Genomic DNA, 25,982 nt, shown 5'->3' with positions numbered 1-25,982 from the left:
CATCCACGCCACAGCCGCCCACAGGCTATCCGAGGGCGGACGCCCCTGCACCCACGTCGCGCATGAACGTTTCAGCGAGCGCGTCCCGCCAGGCGGGAACGTCGATTCCGAGCGCGGCCAGGCCCGAGGTGTCGAGGACCGAATACGACGGCCGCTTCGCCGGCGTCGGATATTCCGAGGACGGGATCGCCTCGACGCGCGGAGCGCGCGCCAGCAGGCCGCGTGCCGTCGCTTCGTCGAAGATCGCGCGCGCGAAGCCGCACCAGCTGACCGCGCCGCGCGCGATCACATGCTGGATGCCCGCCGGCGCGCCGCGAGCGACGAGTTCGCGCGTCAGCGCCGCCACCAGCCACGCCGGCGTGGGGCTGCCGATCTGGTCGTCGACCACGCGCAGTTCGTCGCGCTCGCCGCCCAGCCGGAGCATGGTGCGGAGGAAGTTCTGGCCCCGGAGGCCGTAGACCCACGCGGTGCGGAGGATCATCGCGTCGGCGCCCGATGCCAGCACGCGCTCTTCGCCCTCCCGCTTGCTGCGACCGTAGACCCCGATCGGCGCGGTCGGGTCGTCGGGGCGATAGGGCTCGCGTCCGTCGCCGTCGAACACGTAGTCGGTGGAGTAATGCACGAAGCGCGCACCGACGTCCGCGCACGCCCGCGCCATCGACTCGGGTGCCTGCGCGTTCACGCGAAATGCGAGTTCAGCCTCGGATTCGGCGCGATCGACCGCCGTGTACGCGCTCGCATTGACGACCAGCCCGGGCTCGACCCGCGCGATGAGCGCCGAGATCGCGTCGAGGTCGGTGACGTCGAGCGCAAGGCAGCTCACCCCGGCGAACGGGGACTCACCGGACCGCGTGGTCGCGATGAGGCCGGACGGGATCTGGCGCGCGAGCTCATGCCCGACCTGACCGGTCGCGCCGATCACCAGCGTCTTCATCGCGCGGTCGGCAGGCGGTCGGCCGCGATCTGGGCCAGGAACGGCGCGGCCGCATCCTTGGGCGACAGCGACGGTGTCGACACGGGCCAGTCGATCGCGAGATCGGGGTCGTCCCAACGCACCGCGGCGTCGGCCGCCGCGTCATACGTTTCGGTGCACAGGTAGGAGAACAGCGCGGTGTCACTCAGCACCACGAACCCGTGCGCGAAGCCCGGCGGAATCCAGAAGTGCCGACGGTTCTCCGCATTGAGCACGACGGCGGTCCACCGGCCGAACGTCGGCGAGTCCGGGCGGATGTCGGCCGCCACGTCCCATACCTCGCCCTGCAGCACGGTCACGTACTTGCCCTGCGGGCGGGGCCACTGGTAGTGCAGGCCGCGGAGCACGTCGCGCTGCGAGAACGAAACGTTGCCCTGCACGAAGTTCGGCGTGAGGCCGTGCTCGGCAAGACGGTCGCGATTGAACGATTCGTAGAAATAGCCACGGTCGTCGCCGAACACCTTCGGCTCCATGACGACGCAGCCGGGCAGGTCGGTTTCGGTGACCTTCATGGCACCACCCCGCGCTCCGGCAGCGCCAGCAGATATTTGCCGTAGCCGTTCTTCGACAGCGGCGCCGCCAGCCGGGCCAGGTCGTCGTCGCCGATCCAGCCGTTGTTCCAGGCGATTTCCTCAGGGCAGCACACCCGCAGCCCCTGGCGCGCCTCGATGGTCTCGATGTAGTTCGACGCCTCGAGCAGCGACTGGTGGGTACCGGTGTCGAGCCAGGCATACCCGCGCCCGAGTCGCTGCAGGTGCAGCGCGCCCTCGTCGAGGTAGGCGCGGTTGAGGTCGGTGATCTCGAGCTCGCCCCGGGGCGACGGCTTGAGCTTCGAGGCCAACTCGCTGGCGCGACCGTCGTAGAAGTACAGGCCCGTGACAGCGTAGTTCGAGCGCGGCTTGGCCGGCTTCTCCTCCAGCCCGACCACGCGACCGGACCCGTCGAACTCGGCCACGCCGTAGCGCTCCGGATCGTTGACCCAGTAACCGAACACGGTGGCGCCGTGCGTGCGCGCATCGGCCTCGGTCAGCATCGCCGTCAGGCCGGGGCCGTGGAAGATGTTGTCGCCGAGGACGAGGCAGCTGGGCGCGCCCGCCAGGAACGCCTCGCCGATCAGGAACGCCTGCGCGAGGCCGTCGGGACTCGGCTGCACCGCGTATTCGATGCGCATGCCCCACTGCGAGCCATCGCCCAGCAGCGCCTTGAACAGCGCCTGCTCGTGCGGCGTGTTGATTACCAGCACGTCGCGGATTCCCGCGAGCATGAGCACGCTCAGCGGGTAGTAGATCATCGGCTTGTCGTAGACCGGCAGGAGCTGCTTGCTGATGGCCTGCGTGATCGGGTAGAGCCGCGTGCCGGAGCCGCCGGCGAGGATGATGCCCTTGCGCCCGGTCGTGCTCATGACTGGCCGATCCGTTCGAGGCGATAGCTCCCATCGAGCACGCGGTCCACCCAGGGCTGGTTCGCCAGATACCAGTCGACCGTCGCCTCGATGCCCTGCTCGAAGGTCACGGTCGGCGACCAGCCGAGTTCGCGCTCGATCTTGGAAGCATCGATCGCATAGCGGCGGTCGTGGCCCGGGCGGTCCTTGACGAAGGTGATCAGCGACTCGCGCGCACGGCCGTCGGCCAGCGGGCGCTTCATGTCGAGCAGCGCGCAGATCGTGCGCACCACCTCGATGTTCTCGCGCTCGGCATTGCCGCCCACGTTGTACGTCTCGCCGACCCTGCCCGCCTCGAGCACGCGGGCGATCGCGCTGCAGTGGTCGCCGACGAACAGCCAGTCGCGCACGTTGCGGCCGTCGCCATAGACCGGCAGCGGCTCGCCGCGAAGCGCACGGGCGACGATCAGCGGGATCAGCTTTTCAGGGAACTGGTACGGACCGTAGTTGTTCGAGCAGTTAGTCGTGAGGACCGGAAGCCCGTACGTATGGTGAAACGCCCGGACCAGGTGGTCGGACGCGGCCTTCGAGGCCGAGTACGGCGAATTGGGCGCGTAGGGCGTCGTCTCGGTGAACTTGCCCGTCTCTCCGAGCGAGCCGTACACCTCGTCGGTCGACACGTGCAGGAAGCGGAACGCGTCGCGCTTGACCGGATCCAGCGCACGCCAGTAGTCGCGAACCTTTTCCAGCAGCGAGAGCGTACCGACGACGTTGGTCTGCACGAACGCGGCGGGACCGTCGATCGAGCGGTCGACGTGGCTTTCGGCCGCGAAGTTCACCACGGCGTCGGGCCGGTACTCCGCGAGCAGGCGTTCGACGAGCCCGGCGTCCCCGATGTCCCCGTGGACGAAGACGTGGTTCGCGTCACCGTCGAGCGAGGACAGCGTGTCCAGGTTGCCCGCGTACGTCAGCGCATCGAGGTTGATGATGCGGATGCCGCGCCGGACGGCGTCCAGCACGAAGTTGCCGCCGATGAAGCCGGCGCCGCCGGTCACGAGCCAAGTGGTCAAACGCAGCTCCCTGCTGTGGGGAATAACGGGACGCGGAACGTGGATCAGAACGGGATGTCGTCGTCCGCGAAATCGCCGCCGAAATCGTTGCCGCGCGCGGCAGGCGCTTCGCGACGCGCGGGCGGTGCCGACGACTGCGGCGCGCGCTGCGGACGATCGCCGCCGCCGCGGAACTCACCGCGCCCGCCGCCCATGCCGCCGCCCTCGCCGCCGCCGAGCATCTGCATCTCGTCGGCGATGATGTCGGTGGTGTAGTGCTTGACGCCGTCCTTCTCGTACGAGCCGTACTCGATGCGGCCCTCGATATAGACCTGGCGGCCCTTCTTCAGGTACTCGCCGGCGATCTCGCCGAGCTTGCCGAACAGCTTGACGCGATGCCACTCGGTCTTTTCCTGCTGGTTGCCGTCGCGGTCCTTGCGCACGCTCGTCGTGGCCAGGCTCAGCGAGGTGATCGCCATGCCGCCCTGGGTGTACTTCACCTCGGGATCGTTGCCGAGGTTGCCGACGAGGATCACTTTATTCACGCCCCTGCTAGCCATATGTTCCTTTTCCTTATACTTTTCAATAGTTTATCACGGGGCGGAGAGTTCTTAACTATCCATAGACTTATGGGTAGAACTCGCAGTGAACTCGGCAATTTTAACGGCTGCCGGACGCATCGACACTCATTGGACCACGTGCTCGTCTCATTTTGTGCGCACCAAACGACCACACGTAGCCGCCAACGCCTGAGCTTGATCTCTCAGCCGGGCCACGAGGTCTTCGTCTGCGAAGATCGTCTCGAGCTCCCTCATCGGGCGAACTACCTCCAATACCGCACCTTTACTCAATACGTTCAAGCACGCCAACGCTACGTACCACCCCTCCTGCGCACTACCGAGCTCGTGCCTGAGGCCTGCAGTTGCGGCCTCCGCCTCTTGTAGGCGAGCCTCCTGCTCTACTAGTTGCTTGAAGACGCCCAATTTTGCGTCGACTACTGCACCGGGAGGCACGCCAGGCTCGAAACGAGGCCGTCGGCTTCTGGATGCAACCGCAGCTGCCTTCAGCTCTGCCAAAAGCTTCGCATGCACTGGCACGCCTTTAGAGCTCCGCGCATAGATGGTGGTGGCGCCTACCTTCGCCCCATCCTCGTACTTCGCGTTTGAGATCACATCACTAACGCTGAATGGTTGCCGTAGCTCAATATGCTGCTTCAGCGAAGCTCTTACGGCAGCCTCGAAGCGTGCGGATGCCACCTCAGAAACGTGTTTTTTGTTCATTACAGCCCTAAGGTAGAGAGGGCATGGCGTGCCGCCGCAATTGCGTCCTGCGCCGCCTTCCGTAGTACGGGCAAACGGGTTGTCTTTGCCACCTGTTCGTGCGCAGCCACACGTTGTTCCCAGTACTGCCTCGAACGCTCGGTAAAGACAAAGTTTCCGCAGGCGGCGCAATGCTCGTCCGTTCGGTTCCCATAGTCCGGCGTTCGTCCATCCGTTGAGCACATACTGCGCCTACCCCGGCTGCCGAGAATCAAGCAGTAACCATGCGGCGCAGCTTTAAGCGTGAATTGGCCTTCTGTTAACTTGGATTCGATCCAGTCATCAATCTGATCGGACCGGAGCAGAGATATTTGTGATCTCAATCGAGTAGCCAAGCGTCGCAGTAGAGCACTGAGCGAACCGCCTACCGGCTCCTGACCGGTGATGGCGCGTTCCATGATGGACTTGGCCAGTTCGCGCTGCGCATCCCCCATAAAGACCGAAACGTCATCGCCCTGGGCATACACAATCGTGTGACTCAAACTATTGTGATGGAGGAATCGGCTCAGATGCTGAAGATCACCCAGTTCATATCTCCACACGTAAAGCATGGAGAATGCACGCCGAAACATGTGGGGACGGACTACGATCTTAATGTCGGCAGCCTTCGCTACATTGGTGATTAGCCGATAGACCTGATTAGTATCTAACGCTCGCTCAACCTTCGAGTTCAGGCCTTCGTCCAACTTGAGACACCGGAACAGTGGACCAGTGCCGATGTTCAGATCGACCCCTGTCAGCCGCACCACGATCCTAAGCGCGCGCTCCAATTCCCCGATGACAGGCTGCGCCGTAGCGGTCCCACCCGGGCCATTAGATGTCTTACTCACTCGGCCCGCGAGGATGGAATCCTCCGACGCTCCTCGGCTAGGAAGGTCGCAAACGTCCAGCAGGGCAAGTTGGTGCTTTCGAGAACCGAGCAGCGAAAATGCTAAGACGATGCATGCACCGTAGGTAAGACGCGCCTCTGTGATGATCTGCTTTGCCGACCACCCGTTCAGAACTTCCGGCCACGGGCTACGTCGCGGCAGATCGCGGTAGGCCAAGTACGCCTCCGCCCTGGCCACCGCTCCATCAGCATCTTCAATCAGTGACAGGCAGTAGTCGAGGAGACTAAAAAAGGCCTCTGGCTCCAGCGTACGTGTCCGCCCGTCCGCCCGCCCTACGCGCTTCACCGCCTTACGCAAGTCGCCTCGATATCTGTACGGCCGCCATGCCAACTTCCGCCCATGCGCGTCTAGGCATTCGCCAAGCGTCCGCACCGCACTCAAGCGATTCTCGACAGTTGACTGGGTGAGCCCTAGACCTTCGATGTAGCGCTCGTATGCATTTACGTCGTCCTTTGATACTGCCGCTAGTGACTCGCAGTATCGGACGCAGCAGGCCCACTGAGCGAATGACCGCACGCTACGAGCAAAGCCGATCGTCGATGTCACCCGTCTAGGCCTGCGCGCATCCGTTGCGTACTTCAGTACGGCACGTTGGGCAACATCGATCCAATACTCCCGCCTTGCATGGCTGACGTTCGCGTCGTGTGCCAGCTGCCACGTCACAGTGTAGTGACTTGAGGCATACCCCGCCGTGTCTTGACGAAAGAACCAGCAATCGACGTTAGACGCAGGCAAAAGCCACGTACAACCACTAATGTCGAGATGCGGTTGCATACGCTTACTTTCGGCCGGGCTAACAGCCTGAGTGATCGCAGGACTCATTATTACTCCAGCGGCAGGAGCGCTACTTGAGCGACATACACCTGCGCCTCGGCTCGTACCGTCGCGGACGTGGATTCGAGAAGTACCTGATACTCGATCAGTCGAGGCCCCCACACTGCCGTCCAACGCTCTGGCCGGTGCTCCTGCAAGTACGCCGCCTTCTCTTCAATGTGTGTTGACCAAGCGAGCCACTCCGCAACGATCTTTGGAGATTCGAGGACAATTCGGCGGGCTTGACAGCCATCCTCGCCCGCACCACACGCATCGAGGCGAGCACACTGTTCCTGCTTCGCATTATCTGGGTCGCAGTGAAAGCCGTTGCCAAGTCGCTTCGCTCGGCGTGCGCGCGCCTCAGTAATTAGGTAGTTTTGGTAGTCCCTGTGTCTAATTCGATTGCTGGCTTCGACCTCGACACGATTCAAATAGCCAAGGGTCGTTTCGGGATCAGAGTGCTTTGCAATGCGCTGCACCGCGAAAATCGATTCGCCCCGCAGACTGCGCGTTAGGAAATGCGTGGTCCGAAACTGCTCGCCGGTTACGGTTTCGACCAAAGGAGATAGCGCTAGATGACCCTTGGCTGCCTTTCGGATAAACCGCCGCACCATGTAGGCGCCCATGCCTGGATCCAGCGTCTTGACCTGCACCGGCCTCGTTCGCGTACATGCGTGCAGGAAGAGCGGCACACCGCCATCCCGCGTTAGCTCCCTATAACTGCTGAACCGAGGGCCCACTACGCGCGTGACCACGCGTTCGAGGGCTTGCAGCCCTATAACGAGCGCATGATGCCTCTCGAGAGAAGCATCGGCGCCACTTCCGCGAAACTTGCCGAAGACGACACGGAACTTGCTCGCGTCCTCGGTGGGTGTGACGCACCCTTTGAACGAATAAAACAGCACAGAATCGACATTTGGCGCCAATTCGGGATTCGCTAACGCCAGAACGAGGAATGCATCTAACGACTTCGCCGTAGGGAATAGCGCGGCACGCACGCGATCGGCATTCCAACCGCGTTTCTTGCAGTAGTCTGCGACCCCGGCTGGCCATTCGGGCGAGCCCGGCAGGACATAGCCAAACATTGCGTATAGGTGCGCAATGGCAGCTTCTATAGAGCGGCCTTGTAGCCAGCCTCGCTCTGCATCGCCAGCCTGATATTTCCTAATGGCAGCATCCGCGAACTCCCAATCCGCGACGTGTTGCCGAACGACCCTCTCAGCTGAGTCCTCGAGAAGCCCCATCCACCCCTGCGAAACAGCCAGTACCTCTCTTTGAGTTTTGTCGAGGTTCGGGATATGAGCGACGGACCCCAGCCACTGGCTAAATTCCGCAGTCTCTTTAACACGCTCCCAGTTGTTCGCTGACTCCGCAAAAGTCGCCTTCGGAAGCGTGCGAACGCTGTGGAATCCCGCAGGCAAGTCGTCGTCGGGCACCAGACCTCTCTTCGCCAGGACGGTTACATATGCCGCAGCGTTGGAGTAATACGACCGTCGTGTTCCGTCAGATAGCGAGGCGTCTGAGCCAAGAGAGTCGCGAAAGGTCTGTAGCGAATGTGTTCCGAACTGCGCACCGGTAGAGACGACGTGACGCGCGTATCGACGAACATCCAGACCAACCGTGTACCCGCCGCGCTTCGCTCCCTGCCAATCGACAAGCGCATGCACCAGCTGATGCCCCGAGGGGAAGGAGCGCAATATCTCGAGGTCTAGCCGACGTCCGAAGAGTTCAGGAGTGAATGACGGAAGCTGCACAACAGATTGCGCAGGCGCCGTTGGCGACACTTCGGGTGCACACGGCCTGGTGGTTTCACCTGTCTTAAGCAGCGGCGAACGCTTCATTGCGAGTCAACGACGTAGTGGCCGAGACTTGCGAGTGAGCCGTGTCCGGTCTGCTGCATGACCGCACGCTCTGGCGGACGGCGTTCCGATCGCGGACGGCTCTTGACCTCGCGATTAACCATCACCTTTCGCAGTCCGTGAGTCCACACGCGCTGGTCCTCCATGAGCTCTCCTGAGGCAACCGCTGCCTTGAAAGCTGATCGCACCATGTTCGACAGCGCCTTCGGCGTGATCGCTTCGCCTGTCGTAGATGACTGGAACAGCGCATCGGTTGTTGCGTAAGGCCTACCCGCTTTTTCCGCTCTACGTCTGGCAGCCCTATTAACCTTCGGGCGATCAGCCTCGATCCACTTACGCGTTCGCGAAAGCAAGAGGGGATGGACGTCGACATTGCGCTCTCTTTGGCCCTTGGTTACCAGGAGACGCAGCTCAAGCGTTCGGTCATCGCTGAGGGCAGCATTGATCGCCGGCCACGAGGGAATCTGCGCGCACGTCAGCCCGCAGAGTTCCATCGCCCGCAGCCCCTTAACGTGCGCCCAGTCAAGCATTAGCTCGAACCGTTCCCTATGCACAGGACCTGCCGGGCCGAACCGCTTGATCGTCTGCACAGACTTATCACTGGGTACGTAGTTTGACTTGGGAGACGCACTGTCGGCCGCCAAGTTATGAGAGATACCGCCGGACCTAGTGCGCGTGATCGTGACCTGGTACTCGTCGGTCTCGCCGATGACTCCACAGATCGCACCGCGACCCTCGAGGTAATGGAGGTAGGCAAGCACGGTGCGCAGGACCTGGCCTGCGTACGGCGCGGACGCCCTCTCCTTGATCGCAGCCTTGTAACGGTTCAGAAAATCGAGTGTCACGCCCCTTACGTGCATCTGATCAACACGCAGCTGCTCATGAAAATCCCTGAGATGGGCAGCATAGGTGATCAGCCCTGATTCGGCCGAACCTTGCGCCACGCAGCTAATGAGATACCGCATGACCTCAAGCAATACCTCCCCGCCAGCGGTAGCAACAATGGGAAAGCGCTTGCAGGTGCGGCCACGTATGTTGACGTCACGCACTACCGTTGTGCCGTAGTAATTCATTAGAAAGACGAAGCCTTGAAGGCGTGTTTACCGCCATCCACCCTGACGTACTACGTCATGCATCGTGGCGGTCTCGTACGCGGCCGTTGGCTTATCGGGGCTGATGTCACCGAGATAGCCGCCGCACTGCGAATCATAGCGAGGGACGGAGCTGCCCGCCCCCCGGGCACTCCTTGACGCGTGGTCGCCGACCTGTCAGAGCGGTGGTTGCAGCGCCAACTACTGGACTTAAGAGTGTCCGTTCGGCCACATAAGAGTTGCTATATTTCGGCAGTCCAAGTGACCAACTCGAGCGGTAACCACTCGACGTTGCAGATTCCAGCGTGGTAGCCGCCGTCCAGGCCAAATGGCTTCGAACATTAGAGGGTGCGCCGCGCACGCATCTCTCAGTTCGCGGATGTCTTCTGCCTGGGGATCAGGAGGACCTCAGCGCTGGGCACACACTGCCAGTACAGCGCGCCCAGCGGACTCAGCGTTGTCGTAAGGAGCCGACCTGCAGCGCTTTCGGGGCGAAGGTGAAAAGGCATAAAGGCGCAATTCGACCAGTCTCCGCTCACGAGGCGCTGGGCGCGGCGTTTTAGCTCGGCATACATTTCCTCACGCAGCCCTGGGGCAGAGGTATCTCCTCGTAAGCGCTGTGCTTGGGCAGCGGCGAATCGAGTCGCCGCCCAGCAGCAGTAACGCCATTGCGCAATTGGTAGCTCGAGTCGATGCTCGCGAACTGCAAACGTCAGATCGTGAGCCCAGGATCCCTCCAAATGATACTTAAGAAGCTGGGACTCGAAAAACTGTTCCGCTTCAGCGATCACAAGGTCCTGCCACAGGCGGAGTCGGCACGCAATGCCGTACTCGTCCATGGGAATCGACTGTAGGAACTCTTCGAGCGTCTGCAGAAGGCCGTCGCGTTGGTAGTCAGGCCATCGGTAGCGCCATTGCATCTGCTCGATAGGCGTTTCTTCGGCAGCCGGCTCCAGTTCCCATCGGGCCTCCGGCCAAGGCGCATCGATGACGCCTAGCTGGCGCAATGGGTGCAGGTAGGCAAGCGTTAGACGCCGCGTGGGCGACACGGCAATCCTCCGCGCCTGCGCTGTCAACAGGGCCGCGAGGCCGAAGCAGCCCTGTACGCCCAAGTCATCAAGTGTAGGAGGAGCGATCACGGCCATCGACGACCGGTGCCTGTGGCCGGAAACATAAGGATATCTTACTATGAATACGCCCCGATCTTGTTCACCCTATCTGCCGGGTATACAGGAGTCGGATTGGTGGCTAGGCCGGGGCAGCCCTCGCTTTTTTCGATGCGTTTGAGACAGGCGCGCGAGCGTGCGGGGATCACCCAACAAGAGCTCGGCGTACGCGTCGGGGTGGACGAAAGCGTGGCCGGCCCCCGCATCAATCAGTATGAGAACGGCGTCCACCAGCCCCGGCAGGAGATGGTGCTCGAGCTCGCCAATGCCCTCGGCGTGCCTGCCGCGTACCTATCCACAAAGGATGAGTTATTGGCGCGGCTCCTACTTGCGTGGCCGAACCTAACGGCGGAACAGCGCCGGAAATACGCGGAACGCGCTGAGGCGGACGCAGTGAAGGTGCCGCGGCCGAGCGGCCGGACTACGCGGCCGGAAGCGGTGAAGAAGCTATCGCCGCGCCGGGCCAAACCTAAGTAGTTCCGACAACCCGGACTATCAGAGCCCCGCTATGCGGGGTTTTTTTGCGTCGAGGGGCCGGTGTTGGACTACCATCAGACATAAGCATCTCTTACTCTCTGGTATGGAAAGCAAGCCCCGTCTCGAACAGATCATTGAACGCGCCGCTCAAGATCCAGCGCTTGAACCAGTATTCCTTCGAGCCTTGCTAGATGCTCCGCTCTACGTGCACCTCCCGCTCTCCGACGATTCCGGCCGCGTGCGCATCGTTCAGTTCACTCGCCCAGATGGGATTGCTGTTATCCCCGTCTTCACCGCGGTCGACAAGGCCACAACCGCTGCTCAAGGTGCGGTCCGGGTAGCTTGCGTCCAGGGCCGCGAGCTGCTCGAGTGCACACGCGGAGCGACACTGATGCTCAACCCGAACGACCTATCGACCATGCTGTATCCGGAGGAAATTTCATTGCTGCTCGACCAAGGCATTGCGCAAATTGCGCCAATGCACGGTCACGTCAATGACATGCAAGTCATTCCCGCTGACCCTGCAGATTCTTGGCTCGCTGATCACATAGCAGCTCAAGCCCGAGCCGTGCCGGGGGTGTTCGCCGTGTACTTGCTGTCGGGCTGGCGGGGGGAGTGGCAAGGGCAGCCCACTCATTACATCGTGGCAGTCGGGGCGCCACAGGCCGCAAGTGAACGAATCGCACGTGCCATCGCGCTAGTCCTGGCTGAAGTCGCAGTGCGCATCTCAAGGCCCGTCGACCTAGTCACCTTCGGACCCGATGAGACGTTCCCCGAATGGCTTCAGGGCGACGGTGTCGAGGCGATCTGGACTCGCGACCCATGATCCAGTTGCCGCAGCATGCCGGCACGCCTCTAGCCGAAACCAACTAGAGAGCCGCCGGGGCTCATCCAAGTCACTTTTTTTCGGGGGCTACGCTTGTTCTAAGTGGCTACGAATATGGCCGACGAAGCGAGATGCCGCTTCGCGCGGATGGATCAAATGAACCTCCGACTTCGCCCTAGTGAATCCCACGTAGAACAAGCGGCGAGCCTCTAGCATCTCTGACGCATCCGCGCGCGGATGCGGAAAGTACCGCGCATCTAAGCCGAACATGAACACCAAGCCGAACTCTCGGCCTTTTGCGCTATGAAGCGAGGACAGGGTGAGGCGGTTCAGCTGTCCCCCATCACCCGCCAAGCTTCCGAGCTCCATTTCGCAGGAATCGCCGTCGGGCGCCACACGGGCCATGAACATTGCAAGGATTTCGAGCTCGTCGTGAAGGGACATGCATTCGTCCGCTAAGGGCTCAATAACCTCCGCAACCAAATCGTTCAGCCAGTCATGCAGCCGTAGCCCAGGGCTGCGCCGTGCCCATAAGTAGCCAATCAATCTCTTTTGGAAGTCAACGCAGGTCTCCTCAGAGTTCAACACTTCTGAGAATGTGCGACGGCCTTGATCCGCGATTTTTGAGAACCGAGGGGCGCCCGTACGCCATCCACCACAACACCACTGCGCACAAAGCTCTATCCATTGCATCAAACGGCTACTGCGCGGATACAAGGCTTTGCTGTCCGTTCTCAAGAACCCAATGCCGAGCGCTTTGGCCTTTTCTGCCACAGCGTCTCCCATCCAAGCGAACGGGTAAAGCACAGCGACATCCCCGTAATTGAGCTCCGAGTTGCGCGCCAGCGCCGCTGGTAAGAGCGCCGCCATTAGCTCGTCCGCGTGGCGTGCGTAGTCCCCGGACAAGCTGTGTATATGCACAGCCCCCTGCGCCGCTCCGGCTATAGCTTCGTACTCCCGGCTCTCGCCTAGGGCAGCTCGAGATGCGACCACGATGCGGTTGCCGCATCGGTAGTTGAGCCGCAGCGCGACTGTCTCAACGTCATCTCGGCCTGCCAATTTCTCAAGCAAGTCTGGACGGGCACCCGTGAAGCTATAAATAGATTGGTCCACGTCGCCGACAGCGAACAGTCGCATGCCGGTGCTGAAGCACAAGCCCATTACCATTTGATGCAATGCGACACCAAGGTCTTGATATTCATCTACCACCAACACGGGGTACTTAGCGAGCAAAGCGCTCTGTAGCCAAGGATGTGCACGAAGCGCCCGCACAGCGAGCAGCGGCATGTCTTCAAAGTCAATCAAGCCCCTACGTCTCAACCGACTCTCGAAATCTTCAACCAGCGAAGCTACGGTCGGATCGTTCTCTCGCCAAGCGTCGCTCGCACGATCAAGGTGAGATCGCCGGTAAGCTGACAAGCGTGATTCCCACTCACGTTGGTTAGAAAGCCCAGTGAGAGTCGCTTTCATGACCTCGGCGCGCTCTGTCCGAGACGCAACACGAAATTCATCCGGCAGGTCCATGCCAGAAACCTTCGCGTAGGGAAGAATGATTTGCGTCAGCGAGAAAGAGTGAATGGTCCCAACGAATGCTCTTCGGCCTGGTTCAACTCCAAGTGCAGCGAGGCGGTCTTCTAGCTCGCGGGCACATTCGTTGTTGTAGGTGATGCACGCGATTCCTCGTGGCTCGGGCACATCCTCGGCTAGCATTCGCGCCATTTTTGTTGTCAGCGTGCGGGTCTTGCCGCTCCCCGGCCCAGCTAGCACGACACAGTGGCCTACGGACTCATACGCCTGCCACTGGCCAGAGTTGCCGCGCAGATGCTCGGCCGCTCGAAGGTATGCCGCCCGATTAGACACGCGCTACCACGTGATCTATCGCGCGCTGGATGTAGGGCGGCGGCGCGACGTCGTCGACCCGCGAAGCCAGCCGCTGAGCAAAACGCCCTTTACCTATGCGCTCGATCATAGCCAAATAGATCTTATGGTCGAGCGTATTGGGGCGGCCTACCCACGCGTCTATGAGATCACGACGCTCAGCACTCAGCTTCTGCTCGTTCAGCGTCTCTGCGATAGATCCACGAAACCTCCTCAACTCGAAAAGGTCGACCTCGAGCGTGTGGCTGTTTGAGAAAACTCCGTATCGTTCGCACTCCCGACAGAATGCGTCGACATCGTCCATTTCCCTTAGCTCCGCCGCGAGTTCATCTTGACTCTCGCCTGTGCGCGCCTGCTCGATCACCGCCGCTAGCCGCCAAGTACGATTGAACCCGAGCGGTGTCTTGTCAGCGCCCAACGGGTCCCAGTCCGTCACAATCGAAAACGGAATCTGCATGCCGGCCAGGAACTTTGCATATGGAGCGAAGTTTGTTCCCGCAACCGAGCAGACGGTGATCCCGAGGTGATCGAGGTCATAGCCCATGGAGGTTGCGAACACGGGCATCAGAAACTTCTCTGCGTCGCCTTCTACGAGGATAATTCCGCGCGAAAACAGCATTTCAGCTCTGGTTACGTCCATATAGCGCTGGAGGTCTTCCTCCTCCGCACCCGACAACGAAATCCCCGCGGCAGACGTCGCTACCGTGCCATTCGCTCCGCTGTCTCGCAGCAGCACCAGCGATCTGAGGGGGGCGACGCTAGCTATGTGTGGCGAATGAGTGGTCAGCAGCAAAGAAAGCGGCTCTTCATCGTCGCGCCCTGCGTATGCGTCGAAAAGGTGTCGGTAGACCGAACGCTGCAGATGGGGATGCAGATGGGCTTCAGGTTCTTCTATAGCAAGCAGGGTGTGATCACGCCTGTTCTCACCCAGCAGCTGACGCAGCTCGAGGGTTTTAAGCGTTAGGAACGTCACGTTCGCCGACCCCAAGCTGGCGTCGCCAATGGTCCGCAGCCCCCCATCGATAAGAAGCCGAATATTTCTGTACAGCTGGGAAACTTCAGTTACGCCGAAACCCAATCCCACGTTGATGTCCTGCTTGGGACCACTCATCGATGCGTACAAGTCGCGGATCGCTGCTTCTAAGTCCCGCACGGTAGGAAAGTCGGTCAACTGCGTCGTTGCCGAATGCACCGCATCTCGAACTTCTTTTTGGTCGTCGCCCGGCACCTTTGCGAAGGCTCGCTCAAGTAGCGGGCGGAGGGGCGACCTACGCCACGCACTCAGATCGCCCTCCGCATCACGCAGCGCCGGTAAAAGGTCTAAGGCAATTCTGCGGCGAAGATCGTGCGTGACCCGTTTGGTGTCGGATTGTCCACCGTAACAAACGAACTCGTAGTCGTCGCTCGTCCGGGGAGGCCCGTCGAGACCGCTGATTGGTCGAAACTCGTACGTTAGTCGGACCGTCTTTTCGTCATCATCAAGGCGGAAGTCGGTAAGTAGAGCCAAGACCCCCATCGTTCGTTCAAAATCTTGCAACTCGACCGATACGACGATTCTTTCATCTTCCAATGGCTCGCCCAAGCCGTCCCAGAAATCGCCAACGGTAAGGTGGCGCGCGCTGTCAGGCAGCGTAGGATCGAAGATTAGGCGCAGCGCATAGAGAAAGTTGCTCTTCCCTACGCTGTTCTCGCCTACAAGGACGACGTTGCCGTCCACCGGCACATCGATCGTGCGGAAGTTCCGAAAGTTTTCGATGCGAATCCGTGTGATTTTCACGGCAGCTAGGACCCGTTGCGGATGACTGGGTGGATAGTGTCACCGCGGCCAATTTGAATATGTGCCGCAGGGTTGTGGCCAATTGCATTGTATTGCGCGCATCTCTAGCAATCCGTCGGTTGGCCTCAAAGCCAAGCTTCGCAGCCGCCTTCTACCGCGGTCGTAGCTGGCCACGCGCCAACCTATTCCGGCGTATTGCTGATGTCTTTCCAACGGACCTTGGCGACTCTCCCCCCATTTCCCTTTGAGAGTCGCTTGCGATCGATCATGTGCGAGGTAAATTCCCACTTTTCGGTAATTCGCACTACGCACAGCTTGTTAAAATTACCAGCGCGCTTAACGCTTACCTGTTCGCCAGTCTTTTCGGGCGAAATAGTTTTCACTTCGACGAAGTCGTTGCCCATACGCCCGTCACTGCCTGGCGCATGTGCCTTGTGCCGTTTAATCCCGAATTTGAGCTCCGCGTAAAGCTCGCCGAGCTCTCCCCATACCTGCAGGGATCGCCCGGTGAGATCTTTATAGTCAGCTGCCGCCTCTACCAAGGTCTCAAATACTTTGATGAGCTGAAGATCAGCTTGCGGGAACTCTTCTCGAAGTTCACGCTCATACAGGTGCTGGTTGATGTATTCCCATGAAATCCATTCACCGTCGTCATAGATGCCGTCGCCTACGTCCATTGGCCTGCCAGTCATAGCGCATCGAATGGTCATGAGTGGCCTCCGGGCGCCGCGTGGTAAGCCCCAACGCCGCGCTCCACAATAAGGGCAGCAAACTGCTCGCCGTCCACCAGCTCGATCTTGATCCCCTTTTCGTCGAAATAGGCCTGCGCGGCAGCGGAAGCGCTTTCAGAAATACTGCCTGCCGTAATAATCATTCCGAGATTCGCGTTCTCACGCTCGATGCCTCGGATCACCTCTCCGACTACTCCAGCGCCCATGGGGCGCCTAGCGTCGTAGTAGTGCTTCGCCTGGATCGCAATGCGGAGCTCGAATACACCGGCGAGCAGGAACGTGGCGACAAGATCCGCGCCAAAGTCTTTGGACCTCGCGACGATTGAGCACTGCCTCGCGCCCATTGAGAGCATAAGGCTTCGGATAAGCGCCTCAAACCCATATGAATCCATGCGACCACCACGGATCTCATCGATTGTCTGGCCCACCAAGCGAGAGTGCAGGTCGCTATGGAATTCCGGCTGCTTGTCCTCTCCCGCCAGCTGAAGGCACTCAGCGATGGCGTCTACAAGATCACTGGCGTCCGCGCAGCTGTTGTAAACCTTCATGCGCGATTGAAGCGCAGCACGGGCAAACTTTCTTGGGATCGGCTGCTTGTTGTTAAGCCACTTCACTTCTCGCCGGTAAAAGTCATGCTCGCTGCTGCCTTTTTGCGCGTCGCTAATTACTTGAGCAACGTAGAAAACACCAGGGTGCGGGACGACCACCAAGTCTCCAACCTGCATCTGCCGAATAAAGCGCCACAGCTGTCCGGCCGCGCCCCCGGCCTTTCGCTGATTGGGCTCGTTTGGGTAATACGCATCAGAAACCGTTTGGCGAAACGGCGCCCACTCCGTTGCGATGGCAGTGAGTCCTTTTGCATCAGGCCACCCGATGAGGATTTCATCCCGCGCGAGCGCTGCGCCCACCATATCCTCCCCACCAGGGGCAATCCGAAGAATGAAGGCCCCTTGCTTGTCGCTCATAGCCCCAGCTCATCCCTAAAGGTGCTCAGAATTTCGTTGGTGTAGTAGTAGTCGGGCTCGTGTTTCGACGCGCGCACCATTACGCTGAAGTCAGGCGCCTCCGGTTTGTCGGCATTGAACTTCACGAGCCCGATGCCCATAAGCACCGCGAGCGCATCGAGTCGCTTCAGGTCTCTGGGGTTGGCGTCTTGGGGCACGGCAATGTAGACCCGGTGCGCGAACAGCCGGTAGGCGCAGGCTTGTCCAAAGGCGGTGATGAGGCTTTGGGTGTCGATCTTGATTTCGACCGCAACTACTTCTTCGGTGAACTGGATCGGATCGGTTTTGCGCGGGCTATAGAGCCCGATTACGTCTGGGGTGCCCCACTTGCCGCCCGCCCCATTCCCGCCAATCGCAACGGCCTTAGTGGCTTCTTCCAGCTCACCTACCAGCCAAGCCGCGAAAGGCTCATAGAAGTGCTGCTCGCGCACTTTCACCGAGGCCGGCGTTGGCTGCGGCGCTTCTTCCTTCTGCTCGGCAGGGTCGACGACCGCGTAGACCCCCCGATCAGCCTTGTAGATATCGCCGGGCAGATGGTTGGCGAAGTAACGCAGCGAGCCCGTCGCGGTATTGGGATTTACGTTCAATTTCTCGCGAATAGCCTGATGAAGCTCACTCCAGCGAATGCCAGTGGGCTGCTTTCGGATAAGCTCGGCGGCCAGGTCGGCAACCTGCTTTCGTATCGTAGGTGTAGCCTCGGCTTCCGGCACGGTCAGTTACCTCAAGTGGTCGAGCCATAGTAGCCAGCTCGTTTGGGGCGGCAACCACTATTCAAACGGGTACGAACGGCAGCGCACTATGCAGTAGTCGCTGCGCAGGCGGTGCGGCACCTCCCGTAGGCGGCTGGCATCAAGCTTGATCAGCAGAAGGCTTGGAGAGCCGCAGTTGGGGCACGCAGCAACGCCCGGCGGGCTGGGCCAGCGGCAGTTTTGGCAGTCCAGACATTCGCCGCTTCGCTCGGCGAGCGCGTGATATACGGCCGTCAGCTGCTCAACACGCTTTCGCCTCAGCTCGTCAGTCGCTTCGCGCTCGATGGCTGCCAGGCGCTGCTGGTCCTCGGCCTCTGCAATCGCCTTGGCAAGGCGCCGTTCGTCCTCTTCGCGCCCCTTGCGCCGTGCCTCAGCCTCCGCAGCCTGCCGGCGCTTGCTCTCTTCCAGGCGCGCGTGGCGGCCGACCGGGCCATCTACGAGATACGTCCACTTTTCGGCCCGCAATAGGTGCCCAGCTATCGCCAAGCGATCAAGAAGGTGGTCTGCCGCATGAAAAACGCTCGGGATAGCTCCATTTTCCCAGTCATCGAAGAACCAAGCAGTCCGGGCCACGTTCGCGTCCCCGCGCTTTCGCTTCCGGTCCCGGTCGATTTTCTGCGCCTCGATGAGACGCGCCGCTACTTCATCGACGCCGAACGAGTGTTCTAGCCAACGGGAGACAGCCCCGGCCGTGACGCGGGCGCCCTCTTTGGCCGAGAGCACGAAGTGGTCCGCCGCCGCGAGGTGCCAGCGCATGCTCGAGGTATTCAGCGCCCATGCGTGGCGGTGGGCGGTGCGGGCAAATGGCGGCACCTGACCGCCGAAGTTGCGAAGAAGCGCGGCGATCTGCTCGGCTTCTTTGGCCTGCAGCTCTTCTTCCCTCTGCCGCAGCGCTTCTGGCAGCACCTTGCGCTCAAGAGCATCGAGATCACGCATGTATTCCCGACGCCGTGAGTCGCGCAGCCGATCAATGTCCTGCTGCTTCTGCCTCTCCTTGGCAGTGCGGCCGAAGGCGTCGCGCTCTTCCACGCCTTGCCTGCGCAGCTCGGCGTTGATCGCGTCCACCTTGGCCCGTAGCACTAGGCGCGCTTCCGCGAACCTCTGCTCGGCCTTTGGCGCGTGGATCCACTTCCGGGGCGCGCCCTCGAGCACGTAGCGCTCAAACGCACATGGGGCTAGCGCATCGTCCGGAGTCTTGGAGAGGTCAATTTCGACCATCGCCCAACCGCGGTGGCGCACCAGGTGCGCCTTGGCGTCATCCACGGCATGGGAGACCTTGACCTCAACCAGAAGGGGCAGCGTTGCTGCGGCCCCGCGATCGGAAAGAAAAACGTCGGGGCGGATTCCGTCCTGCCAGACCTCTTCGGTCGCCTCCGCGTAGCCCCAGGGCTTGGCGGGCCGCTCGTGATTCAAGAAGTGTGGCGTGCCGGAAACATCGCGAAGCTCGCAGCGTCGCTTCCACTCGGGGAGGAGGAGCTGGCGAGCGCGCACCAGGATCTGCTTGGCAATGAGGTGGATGGCCGTCTCCCGGCAGGCGTCGCTCCCGTAGCCGGCCTGGTGCGAGAAATGGTGCTGCTGCTTAAGGCCCGCGTTCTTCGCGATAAGCGGGCTGTTGCACTCAGGACAGATGCACCCGCAGGCCTTTCCGGTGGGCACGTCTTCCACACCATGCATCTGGCCGTCCCTGAGGCCAAAGGGCACGCAATGAGGCGATATCGGCAGCGTCCCTTCCAGCACGGCGCGGCCTCAGAAAGGAATGTCGATTTCCCAAGGCTCCTTCTCAGGCGCCTTCGTGAGCCGGATGCGCTCTTCCAGCGCCTTGATAAAGCGCACAGTGCTTGCGACGTGGCTAAAGATCAGCAGAGCTTCGTCGTAGCCAAGCACAGGGTTGTCGTGCGCGAGCGTGTGATTGTTGCGGACGTGGTTGAAGTATTCGAGGTTGGAAATAGACGACTTGAGGATGCGCTCGGCCATGTCTGAGCCAAGGCTTCCTTCGTCCTTCAGGCGCTTTACATAGGCACCGAAGATCCCGTTGAGCGGCATGTCGCGTGTGACCTGTAGCCCGTGCTGCTCGCACAGATAGCGCACGAACTTGACCAGGAAGGTATGCAGGCGATCGAGCCCCGCTTCGGGCTGGTTGCGCTCGATGCTCTCGCGCGCTTCCTTGGCTACCAAATCAAAGTCGCGCTCGTCTTCGGCGGCGGAGATTGCCTCGATATCGGCTACCGGCTTATCCAGAGACAGCCGGGTAATGATTGCCCGGCACTCTCCAACAAGCGCTTCATCCCTCGTGACAATGCCGGCAGAGCGAGCATGCTCTAAGAGCTCTACCAGACACTTTGCAACTACGCCGTTGGGCTCAACTTGCCAAAAGGCGCGCATCCGCTTGGCCTTGGAACCCCCATTAAAGCGGTAGCGCTCGTCATCGATGTTCCTGCCTACGAACTCATCAAAGAAGTCCGTGTAAGTGCGGTCAGAGAAATTCAGGACGTAGCCACTGTCCATTCCAAGCAGCTCCTCCAGCTTCCGGCGCTCTCGGGAAGTGAGGTCAGACACGACTGGCTACCTCCGCTGAAGCCGCGGCCTTCGCGACGTACTGGAAGTAGCGGGATAGCTCCCAGCTGTGATCGATGGCGGTCAGCATGCCGCCGTCCAAAGGAACGTGCTCTCCCGCGGCGAAAACGCCCACCGTGATGTAGCAGCTATTGAAACCGGTGCCGTCCGAGATACGACGCGAGGGCTGGTGGAGCGCCTGGTGCAGGCCGCTCCTCCCGCCAGCCAGCAGCCACTTCTCTCGACCGGGCCGCAAATGCTCAGTGCTGATTCGGCGCTCTACTAGCCAGTCTGCGTAGCGCTGCGCTTCTTCTAGCTCGGCAAACCCGCTCAGCTGAAGAATGTCCTCGCTCAGCCCGTCGTAGTCGAATTCGTGACGCAGCACGACGGCGATGAAGCGACTTCCGCGGAGGCGTCGGTTCTCGGCTTCGTAGCCAAGGCGCACCTTCTCGTGCGCCTCAGGGATCAGCTCAAAGGCCCAGCCGGGCGCAAAGCTGGCCATGGACATTCGAACAAACCCTTGATCACTTGTCATTAGCGGCATCCGCCAACTTTCACTGAACTGTTCAGGACACTCTTGCGCTCTTTCGTCTCAGAAGATGCGACGGCCGCGAGAGAGCAGGCGCGCCAGGAACTCATCCACTTACTCTTGTACCTCAGCGCGAGTCGCCGCCAACGTCTCTTCCATTGAGCTGCTCACGTCGTCACTTCTCGACAATCACCAACAGCGCGCTTGCGTGGACCTCTCCGCCCACGCGGTACCTCGTCGCAGAAACGGAGTGCCAACCTTCGCTGAGAAGCTTGTTGAGCTCGTCCGCGTTGACTGTCATCGGAGCGGCCAGCCCAGCGCGAACGCCTTGAACAACTTCGGCCCTTTGCAGGTGCTTTCTCCTGCCGCTTTCAACGGTCGTTGAGCTTGTCCAGCAGCTGTTGGCGCACGTCCCTGCCCTTGTCGTCGCGCTTTTGGGCCATCAGGTAGAGCCCTCGCCCGCCTGACCGCTTTTCCCACAGCTCGCCGACCATGCGCTTTTCTTTTTCCTGGTCGGCAGAAAAGCGGTCGCCGCCCTTGTATTCCACGACGAAAAGCCGCCCGTCACTGAGGCGCAGCACAAAGTCTGGGTAGGTCCGCTGCTTGCTCGTCGGCATCCAAAACTGCGTGGGGTGCACCAAGTTGCGCACCCAAAATTGCACGTCGTCCAGAAGATCAATCTGCTGGGCGCACTGATACTCCTCGCCGTCCGCCCCGCCCGGCGTCTTCCAGCGCAGATCGCCCGGCCGCGGGTAGTAGTGCTTCTTGAAGCGGTACGGGCCGTCGTAGTAGCTGAGCGCTGGATACTTGGTCATGTCGGGCGCAAAGGTATAGTTGCAGCCCTCCTCCGGCGGCACCGTGATATCGCCGTCGATCAGAAGCTGGTTGAAGCCCGCCTTGTAGGCCTTCTCCTTTTCCAGCTGCAGCTGCTCGCGGAGTTTACGCCGCAGCACGAACTGCGCCCTTAGAAGCTGAGCCTCCGAAAAACCGCGTTCCTCGTGAAGGGTCGTGATGCAGCGGCGGATCCACTCGCGAATGACCGGCTGCTTGAGGGCTTTATCGCGAATTTCTTGGTCGAGCCAGCCGATCAGATCGGTCAGCGTGCGGTCCTGGGCAAAGCCTGGCAGGTAGGTGGCGGCATCGTCTTTGACCGCATGAAACTGCACCTTGTCCCCTTCCAGGTAGACCTCAAAGGTCATGGCGTCGTCGGCGATGGACAGCGACGACATATCCGGCGGGGTCGAAAGGAGATCCCAGGTAAAAGACGGGAGCCGCTGCCCCTGCTCCAAGAGCTCAAGCTGCTCGTGGTCGCGTAGATAGAGCCGAGGCACGGTAAAGACTTCGCCGCGCTCGCTCGGCGCTTTGACTGCCTGAGTGGCCATCTGGTGAAGCGCCACTTTGTGCTGAACGGCGTCGCGCTTCTCGCCTTCCGGCACTGCCTCTGCGATGGCTTGGATCGTAGAGGTGTCGAGCTCGTCTAAAAGCTCTAACGTGCCGCCCTTGCCGCTGGGTGCAGGGGTAAAGCGCACCCGATCCTTGTCCCGTTCGGGGATATCGGAGAAGTCCGGCGCTTTAGCTACGTCGATAACCGTCTTGGGCAGCTCAGGAGGCGGCGCAGTCTCCCCGCCAGTTAGCGGCAGCGGGCGTTCTTTGCGCACCGCAGCGGCCGCCTCAAGCGGGTTAAAGCCAATGTTGATCAGTGACTGCGTGAGCTCGCCTGCTGCCCGGCCAAAGGTATCAGTAACTACATGGGCATAAGCCTTGCTCATCGCTTCTTGCTTGCGCGGCATGGCATAAGGCATGCGGAGCACACGGCCAAGCAGCTGCTGAATGTCCTTGTCGCTTTTGACCTGGGCAGTCGAGCAGAAGATGTAGGCAAAGCTGCAGTCCCAGCCCTCCTTAAGGGCCTGGACCGTGACGATCACTTCCACCTTGCAGTCTTTGGCGAATAGATCCTCGCCCTCAAGGCCGCGATCGGTTCCGGTCGCGCGGCGAACGGCCTCTTCCTTAAGTCCGACGGCCGGGCTTAGCAGAAATGCTTCTACCGCCTCGACGTTAGCCTCGCCGCGTTTGTTCTCCGCTTGGATGAGCACGATGGGGCGAATGTAGTCCGGCTCGACAGTGGCGATCTTGGCGAGCTCGTTACGCCTGGCAACCGCCGCCGATACCGCCTTCTGCCACTCGCCGCTGTGCTCTTTGAGCACGAGTGGGAACTTGATCATGTTCTCGTTCTTGAGCTCAAAGGCCGCTACCGAAACAAGAATGTTGGACGCAGCCCCGTCCGGCGTTGCGGTCAGCTCAATGATGGCCTTGGGCGCTAGGCGCTCGTAGACCTCGTAGGAGAGCTCGGTAGTCGCGTTATGAGCCTCATCCGTAATGATCAGCGGACTATGCAGGCGCAGCAGGTTCTCAAACGACGCTAGGGCTTTTCCGTTCTCGCCCTTGGTCAGGTAGGGAAGGTCAGAAACAGACCCAGCAAAATGCGCCTCCAAGTTTTCATGATGCGCGTAGACCTTTCGCCCTTCCGTATCGGATACGCGCAGCGACTGCACCGTAGCGACCACGATGCAGGCGCGCGTGCCAAGGTCCGCAGGCCGGATGGCGCTGAAATCCGCGATATCAAACACCGCGACCTGCCCCTTAAACGCCTCGTCCAGCTCCTGCCGATAGGGATGCTTCCTATCCTTTAGCGCGTCGAGCGTTTGCGTCTTAATTGCCGTGGTTGGCACAAGCCAAAGCGTCAGGGGATAGGGCTTTCCCATGACAGTGCGCGCAGCAATCTGGATGATGCTCGCGCCCATGATGGTCTTGCCGCCCCCGGTGGGGATGCGCAGGCATACATAGGGCACATTCAAAAGCGAAGGGATAGGCGAATACTCGGTGCGCAGGCCCTTATCTACGTTCTCTGCAAAGGCCGTCTCAACGCTCTTACGCGTGGTGGCTTCCAGGAAGTTCTCAAGCGAGCCCAAGGCGCGCTGCTGGTAAATCTTTGGCGTGATCATTAACGGGCCTTCAGATCGTAGGGCGTCTGCTTGAATGTAATTTTGCGCTCCGCGAGCTGCTCCTCTGAGAGCTCGCAAGCCTCGCCGTAGATCACTTTTGGCCCATCAAATGCAGGAAGTTGACGCAGGAGCTTGCGCGTCAGGACGTTGCCACCTGCTGGCGCGGTGTCGCCCAGAATGCCGTTGTAGAGGAGGTAATAGGCTGTTCCCTCGTGCTCGCCTAGGAAGGCCTGCTTGAGCGCCTTACTGGCCCTCGGCGAGCGGGTTTCGGCAAACCACACGTGCGCGGCCAAGTGCTCAAACTTGATCCCGTCGCGGACCGCGCCGTTCTCCGTGAAGATCGGCCAGCCAAGCTTCATGAAGCGAAAGCCGCCGCCACCCTCCTCTGGCCAGCCTACGGCTGCAGAGACCCCACCTTGTTCGCCGTCGATCACTCGCTTGAGGCGCGGCTGGCAATGAGTGCGTGCATGTTCGCCCACCTCAATGCCGATCCACTGGCGGTGCATCTTGTGGGCCACTGCGGCTGTGGTGCCCGAGCCGAGAAAGCTGTCTAAAACAAGGTCGCCCGGTTCGGTCGCAATCTCCAGCACCCGCTGCATCAGTTTTTCAGGCTTAGGCGTGCCAAATACGTCCTCGCCAAAGAGCGCAACGACTTCTTTTTTTGCGTCCTGGGTGTGCCCGGCTTCGTCGTAGTGCCAGTAGGTCTGAGGCACGCGTCCTTGCTTTACGTCGGTCAGGAAGCGCTTTAGGGATGGCGCGCTATTGCCATCCTTGCCCCACCAGATGCGGTTGTCCGCATCGAGGATCTTTAGCTTGGCTTCGCTGATCGACCAATAGCGCCCCGAAGGCGGGCCCGCGATCACTCGCCCGCTCGGGGTCGTAACGGGATACGTGCCCAGGCTGTAGAAGTTTCGCGCAGACAGATCGCTCGACTTCCAAGGGCCGCGGGGATCGTTATCGGGGTTCTTATACGCCTTGTCCTGGGCTTCTGAGCGCGCCACTAGGTTCGGCTGCCACAGCTCAGCATTTTTGGCGTAAACAAACATATGGTCGTGATCGACCGAGAAATGCCGCGCGGAAGATTTGGGCGAGTAATTCTTTCGCCAGATCACATTGGCAATGAAGTTCTTCCGCTGAAACACCTCGTCAGCGATGACCTTGAAGTAGTGCGCCTCGTTGTCGTCTAAGGTGATCCAGATGGACCCGTCCTCAGCCAAGAGCTCCTTCAGAAGCTCCAGGCGCGGATACATCATAGAGAGCCACTTGGAGTGCTCAAGATTGTCGTCGTAGTGCTCAAAGGCGCTTTTAGTGTTGTAAGGAGGGTCTATGAAGATGCACTTCACCTCCCCGCCGAAATAGGGCTGAAGGGCCTTCAGCGCATCCAAGTTGTCTCCTTCGATGAGGAGATTGGGCGCGTCTTCGTCCCCGTAGGAAAGCGACTTGACCGGCTCTAGCAGCCTGTAAGGCGCGAGCGCGGCTTTGGTGAGATCTTCGTCTCGATTGAACCAGCTAAGCGATGGCATTTACGTCCCCCGGCGAGCACCTCGGTGCTCGTACACCGGCCCGAGTGGCCTCATTCGCTGATTGTCCGCGAAGGCGGCTCGCGTGGGGAGACGCGCAGATCAGAAAATGAGGTGTGCCTTCGCTGCCCTCGAGCCAGATTCCGGCAAGCACTCGATTTGGCAGTCGCAACAAGGTGGAAGCCTGACTGAAGGCGCTATGTCGCGACGAATCGCAGCGGCGTCCAATCTCGGAAACCCTGGTGCCCACCTAACAATCGACCGGCTGGAAGCAGTGAATACGAGAGTCCGTCCGTACGAAACCCGGTGCCATGCAGAGAGCCGCACTGGACAAGTGTTGGAGGGACTGCGAGAGCAATTCCGGACCTCAGACGGCGCTTACCACATAGCCTCTA

Annotated in this window: 21 protein-coding genes; 2 read left to right on the top strand and 19 right to left on the bottom strand. The window is 60.6% G+C overall.

The genetic code is table 11. From position 1 onward, the window contains the following. Positions 1-25: 25 nt before the first annotated feature. From rfbD to E4F61_RS03365, 9 genes are all read right to left on the bottom strand, one after another. A complete protein-coding gene (gene rfbD, locus E4F61_RS03405) occupies positions 26-934 on the bottom strand; it encodes a dTDP-4-dehydrorhamnose reductase (protein ID WP_133478270.1) in 909 nt (302 codons plus the stop codon). Further along, entirely contained in the window at positions 931-1,485 is a 555-nt protein-coding gene (gene rfbC / locus E4F61_RS03400; RefSeq protein WP_133478269.1) for a dTDP-4-dehydrorhamnose 3,5-epimerase, read from the bottom strand. Before rfbC ends, rfbD begins: the two co-directional genes overlap by 4 nt. Next, on the bottom strand, positions 1,482-2,375 hold the full coding sequence (rfbA, locus tag E4F61_RS03395) for a glucose-1-phosphate thymidylyltransferase RfbA (RefSeq protein ID WP_133478268.1): 894 nt from the start codon (positions 2,373-2,375) through the stop codon (positions 1,482-1,484). The genes rfbC and rfbA overlap by 4 nt, the downstream gene beginning before the upstream one ends. Next, a complete protein-coding gene (rfbB, locus tag E4F61_RS03390) occupies positions 2,372-3,424 on the bottom strand; it encodes a dTDP-glucose 4,6-dehydratase (RefSeq protein ID WP_133478267.1) in 1,053 nt (350 codons plus the stop codon). The genes rfbA and rfbB overlap by 4 nt, the downstream gene beginning before the upstream one ends. Before the next feature lie 44 nt (positions 3,425-3,468). Then, entirely contained in the window at positions 3,469-3,963 is a 495-nt protein-coding gene (gene ssb / locus E4F61_RS03385; protein WP_133478266.1) for a single-stranded DNA-binding protein, read from the bottom strand. Between the two features lie 719 nt (positions 3,964-4,682). Next, entirely contained in the window at positions 4,683-5,909 is a 1,227-nt protein-coding gene (locus E4F61_RS03380) for a phage integrase family protein (protein ID WP_162301391.1), read from the bottom strand. Between the two features lie 527 nt (positions 5,910-6,436). Continuing rightward, on the bottom strand, positions 6,437-7,861 hold the full coding sequence (locus tag E4F61_RS03375; RefSeq protein ID WP_133478264.1) for a site-specific integrase: 1,425 nt from the start codon (positions 7,859-7,861) through the stop codon (positions 6,437-6,439). Positions 7,862-8,262: 401 nt separating this feature from the next. Further along, the gene (locus E4F61_RS03370; RefSeq protein WP_133478263.1) at positions 8,263-9,357 is read right to left on the bottom strand and encodes a site-specific integrase; all 1,095 of its coding nucleotides are present in this window, start codon (positions 9,355-9,357) and stop codon (positions 8,263-8,265) included. A gap of 386 nt (positions 9,358-9,743) precedes the next feature. Next, positions 9,744-10,520, bottom strand: a complete 777-nt coding sequence (locus E4F61_RS03365; RefSeq protein ID WP_133478262.1) for a hypothetical protein — start codon at positions 10,518-10,520, stop codon at positions 9,744-9,746. A 132-nt stretch (positions 10,521-10,652) separates the two neighbouring features. Here E4F61_RS03365 and E4F61_RS03360 point away from each other — a divergent pair, with 132 nt between their 5' ends. Both E4F61_RS03360 and E4F61_RS03355 read left to right on the top strand, forming a co-directional pair. Next, positions 10,653-11,018 (top strand): helix-turn-helix domain-containing protein, encoded by a 366-nt coding sequence (locus E4F61_RS03360; RefSeq protein ID WP_133478261.1) that lies wholly within the window; start codon positions 10,653-10,655, stop codon positions 11,016-11,018. 103 nt (positions 11,019-11,121) lie between these two features. Further along, positions 11,122-11,844, top strand: coding sequence for an SseB family protein (locus E4F61_RS03355; protein ID WP_162301390.1), 723 nt, complete (start codon positions 11,122-11,124; stop codon positions 11,842-11,844). An 87-nt stretch (positions 11,845-11,931) separates the two neighbouring features. Here E4F61_RS03355 and E4F61_RS03350 read toward each other — a convergent pair whose 3' ends face one another. The 10 genes from E4F61_RS03350 to E4F61_RS03305 all read right to left on the bottom strand — a co-directional run bounded on the left by E4F61_RS03350 (position 11,932) and on the right by E4F61_RS03305 (position 25,590). Beyond that, the gene (locus E4F61_RS03350; protein WP_133478259.1) at positions 11,932-13,704 is read right to left on the bottom strand and encodes an ATP-dependent helicase; all 1,773 of its coding nucleotides are present in this window, start codon (positions 13,702-13,704) and stop codon (positions 11,932-11,934) included. Next, positions 13,697-15,499 carry an ATP-dependent nuclease gene (locus E4F61_RS03345; protein ID WP_133478258.1) on the bottom strand — a complete coding sequence of 601 codons (1,803 nt, stop codon included), beginning with the start codon at positions 15,497-15,499 and terminating at the stop codon, positions 13,697-13,699. Before E4F61_RS03345 ends, E4F61_RS03350 begins: the two co-directional genes overlap by 8 nt. A gap of 182 nt (positions 15,500-15,681) precedes the next feature. Beyond that, positions 15,682-16,209 carry a hypothetical protein gene (locus tag E4F61_RS03340; protein ID WP_202908932.1) on the bottom strand — a complete coding sequence of 176 codons (528 nt, stop codon included), beginning with the start codon at positions 16,207-16,209 and terminating at the stop codon, positions 15,682-15,684. Beyond that, complete coding sequence (locus E4F61_RS03335; RefSeq protein WP_133478257.1) at positions 16,206-17,195, bottom strand: restriction endonuclease; 990 nt, start codon at positions 17,193-17,195, stop codon at positions 16,206-16,208. The genes E4F61_RS03340 and E4F61_RS03335 overlap by 4 nt, the downstream gene beginning before the upstream one ends. Next, a complete protein-coding gene (locus E4F61_RS03330; protein WP_133478256.1) occupies positions 17,192-17,944 on the bottom strand; it encodes a hypothetical protein in 753 nt (250 codons plus the stop codon). The genes E4F61_RS03335 and E4F61_RS03330 overlap by 4 nt, the downstream gene beginning before the upstream one ends. Positions 17,945-18,001: 57 nt before the next feature. Next, on the bottom strand, positions 18,002-19,720 hold the full coding sequence (locus tag E4F61_RS03325; RefSeq protein WP_133478255.1) for a coiled-coil domain-containing protein: 1,719 nt from the start codon (positions 19,718-19,720) through the stop codon (positions 18,002-18,004). A gap of 9 nt (positions 19,721-19,729) precedes the next feature. Then, positions 19,730-20,539: an abortive infection family protein gene (locus tag E4F61_RS03320; protein ID WP_133478254.1), complete on the bottom strand. Its 810-nt coding sequence runs from the start codon at positions 20,537-20,539 to the stop codon at positions 19,730-19,732. Then, on the bottom strand, positions 20,532-21,044 hold the full coding sequence (locus E4F61_RS03315; protein ID WP_133478253.1) for a hypothetical protein: 513 nt from the start codon (positions 21,042-21,044) through the stop codon (positions 20,532-20,534). Before E4F61_RS03315 ends, E4F61_RS03320 begins: the two co-directional genes overlap by 8 nt. A gap of 392 nt (positions 21,045-21,436) precedes the next feature. Next, positions 21,437-24,067, bottom strand: coding sequence for a DEAD/DEAH box helicase (locus E4F61_RS03310; RefSeq protein WP_133478252.1), 2,631 nt, complete (start codon positions 24,065-24,067; stop codon positions 21,437-21,439). Beyond that, the gene (locus tag E4F61_RS03305; RefSeq protein ID WP_133478251.1) at positions 24,067-25,590 is read right to left on the bottom strand and encodes a site-specific DNA-methyltransferase; all 1,524 of its coding nucleotides are present in this window, start codon (positions 25,588-25,590) and stop codon (positions 24,067-24,069) included. The genes E4F61_RS03310 and E4F61_RS03305 overlap by 1 nt, the downstream gene beginning before the upstream one ends. Positions 25,591-25,982: the final 392 nt, after the last annotated feature.

Source organism: Cognatilysobacter segetis (assembly GCF_004359965.1).
GTDB lineage: Bacteria > Pseudomonadota > Gammaproteobacteria > Xanthomonadales > Xanthomonadaceae > Cognatilysobacter > Cognatilysobacter segetis.
Note: the sequence above shows the minus strand (reverse complement) of the source record. Positions and strands in the feature narration are given on the sequence as shown.